We start from the raw sequence: 2,303 nt of genomic DNA on the forward strand, positions 1-2,303 counted from the left end.
GGTCACCATCCGGGAGCTTGCCGAGGATGGGATGACATGCCTCCTCGTCACCCATGAAATGAACTTCGCGCGTGAGGTCGCCGATCACGTCTACTTCACCGATCGCGGTGTGATCGTCGRGCACGGGCCGCCGGAAGCATTGTTTACGGCGGCCAAGGACGAGCGAACGCAGCGATTCCTGTCGCAGGTCCTCTGAGTTCGCCGGCGCGCCGCCTTTCGGCGCCCCTGGCAGCCGGCCCCTACTTCCCCGCGGCCTTGCGCAGGGCGTCGTTGATGCGGTCCTGCCAGCCGGGGCCGCCCTCCTGGAAGAACTCGAGGACGTCCTGGTCGATGCGCAGCGTGACCTGCTCCTTGATCCCGGGAGCCGTGTTCTGCTTCGGGGGCGGCGCCACGGCGACCTTGGCCGTCACCTTCTTGAACGCCGCCTCGGCTTCGGTCCGCGCGTCGCCCAATGTCCGTGGCCGCCTCGGTAGATCCGCCATCTGCTAAATTCCTTCAAACAAAGCCGTCGAAAGATAGCGCTCCGAGAAGGATGGCACCACCGCCAGAATGGTTTTTCCCTCAGCTTCCGGCCGCTTGCCGATCTGGAGCGCGGCAGCGATGGCGGCGCCCGAGGAGATGCCGCCCGGAATGCCCTCGTGGCGCGCCAGCGCCCGCGACATCTCGATCGCCGTCGTCGAGTTGACCTTCACGATCTCGTCGATCACGGAGCGGTCGAGGATGTCGGGCACGAAGCCCGCGCCAATGCCCTGGATCTTGTGCGGGGTGTGCTGGCCGCCGGAGAGCACCGGGCTTTCCTCGGGTTCGACCGCGACCACCCGCAACGAGGCTTTGCGCGGCTTGAGCACCTGGCCGACGCCGGTGATCGTGCCACCGGTGCCGACGCCGGCAACGAAGAAATCGATATTGCCACCGGTGTCGTTCCAGATCTCCTCCGCAGTGGTGCGGCGATGCACCTCGGGATTGGCGAGGTTCTTGAACTGCTGCGGCATCACCGAATTCGGTGTGGTCTTCAGCAGCTCTTCGGCGGCGGCGATGGCGCCCTTCATGCCCTGCGCCGCCGGCGTCAGCACCAGCTCGGCCCCGAGAAACGCCAGCATCTTGCGCCGCTCGATCGACATGGATTCCGGCATCACCAGCTTCAGCCGATAGCCGCGCGAGGCGGCGACGAAGGCCAGCGCGATGCCRGTGTTGCCGGAGGTCGGCTCGATCAGCACGGTATCCGGCTTGATGATGCCCGCCTTCTCCATGGCGATGATCATGGCCGCCCCGATCCGATCCTTCACGCTGGCGGCCGGATTGAAATATTCAAGTTTTGCCAAAATGGTCGCATTCACGCCGTGCATGCCCGGCAGGCGTTGCAGCCGCACGATCGGCGTGTCGCCAAAAGCCTCGACGATCGAGTCGTAGACCCGGCCGCGGCCGGGTTGGTGCGCTGCACCCGTGGTGGACGATACGTCCATGATGAACTCCCTGTGACGGCGGTTTGCGCTTCTATCGCAGCTCTTGCGCAGTTACGGACAGCTTGCGGTGACACGCAAGCGACATTGCGGCACATGTTAAATACGCTGCATCGCAAAATCGCGTGAGCTGTAATTATCAGAAAACCAACGCATTTGTGTTGCGACCTCGTCAACTGATTCTGCTTATGTTAGACTTAGGTCTAGAAGCAGGAGGTCACCACGATGTCAGCAGTAGCTGAAGTGTTGTCGACCGTAGTGCCGATGCGCGATCCGCGTTGCAGCGAGTTGCCCACCTGTCCCGTCTGCGCCGACTCCATGGTCGCCGCCGAAGCCTCTGCGTACGTTTCCGACCACATGATCAGCTATCTCTGGACCTGCGACAATTGCGGGTACGGCTTCGTGACCAAGCACGCCGTCAAGCAGCGCTTCGTCTGCAACTGAGTTAGCGCTGGGCGATATCGCCCCTCGCCCAGTCCTCGCGCGTACGCTGATAGAACTCTTCGAACCTTCCGTGTGCGATCGCGTCCCTGATGCCCTGCATCAGGGACTGGTAGTAAGCGATATTGATCTCGGACAGCAGCATCGCCCCCAGCGTCTCGCCGGCCTTGACGAGATGGTGCAGGTAGGCGCGCGCGCAGTTGCACGTCGACGGCCACGAGCTCGCTTCGTCGAGCGGACGCGGATCGTCGGCGTGGCGTGCGTTGCGCAGGTTCACCTGGCCGAAGCGGGTGAAAGCGACGCCATGGCGGCCATTGCGTGTCGGCATCACGCAATCGAACATGTCGATGCCGCGCTTCACCGCCTCGAGGATGTCGTCGGGCGTGCCGACGCCCATCAGAT

4 protein-coding genes and 1 pseudogene are annotated in these 2,303 nt (G+C 63.5%); 2 read left to right on the forward strand and 3 right to left on the reverse strand.

The features are described 5' to 3' along the window. A pseudogene (locus tag ACXJL8_RS39165) lies at positions 1-196 on the forward strand (peptide ABC transporter ATP-binding protein); the annotation flags it as partial. 43 nt (positions 197-239) lie between these two features. Here the strand turns inward: ACXJL8_RS39165 and ACXJL8_RS39170 are convergent. Beyond that, positions 240-482 (reverse strand): BrnA antitoxin family protein, encoded by a 243-nt coding sequence (locus ACXJL8_RS39170; protein ID WP_456618899.1) that lies wholly within the window; start codon positions 480-482, stop codon positions 240-242. 3 nt (positions 483-485) lie between these two features. After that, on the reverse strand, positions 486-1,463 hold the full coding sequence (cysK, locus tag ACXJL8_RS39175) for a cysteine synthase A (protein ID WP_456618898.1): 978 nt from the start codon (positions 1,461-1,463) through the stop codon (positions 486-488). 222 nt (positions 1,464-1,685) lie between these two features. Here cysK and ACXJL8_RS39180 point away from each other — a divergent pair, with 222 nt between their 5' ends. After that, positions 1,686-1,904 carry a hypothetical protein gene (locus tag ACXJL8_RS39180; protein WP_456618897.1) on the forward strand — a complete coding sequence of 73 codons (219 nt, stop codon included), beginning with the start codon at positions 1,686-1,688 and terminating at the stop codon, positions 1,902-1,904. A gap of 1 nt (position 1,905) precedes the next feature. On the opposite strand, the gene ACXJL8_RS39185 is transcribed toward ACXJL8_RS39180, so the two are convergent. Next, a partial coding sequence (locus ACXJL8_RS39185) for a tRNA-guanine transglycosylase (protein ID WP_456686828.1) occupies positions 1,906-2,303 on the reverse strand: 398 nt, incomplete at its 5' end.

This window comes from Bradyrhizobium sp. P5_C11_2, from assembly GCF_054049755.1.

Excerpts from the sequence above, each read along its gene's own strand:
- ACXJL8_RS39170 (WP_456618899.1), bottom strand. The coding sequence starts at position 482 with ATGGCGGATCTACCGAGGCGGCCACGGACATTGGGCGACGCGCGGACC.
- ACXJL8_RS39180 (WP_456618897.1), top strand. The coding sequence starts at position 1,686 with ATGTCAGCAGTAGCTGAAGTGTTGTCGACCGTAGTGCCGATGCGCGAT.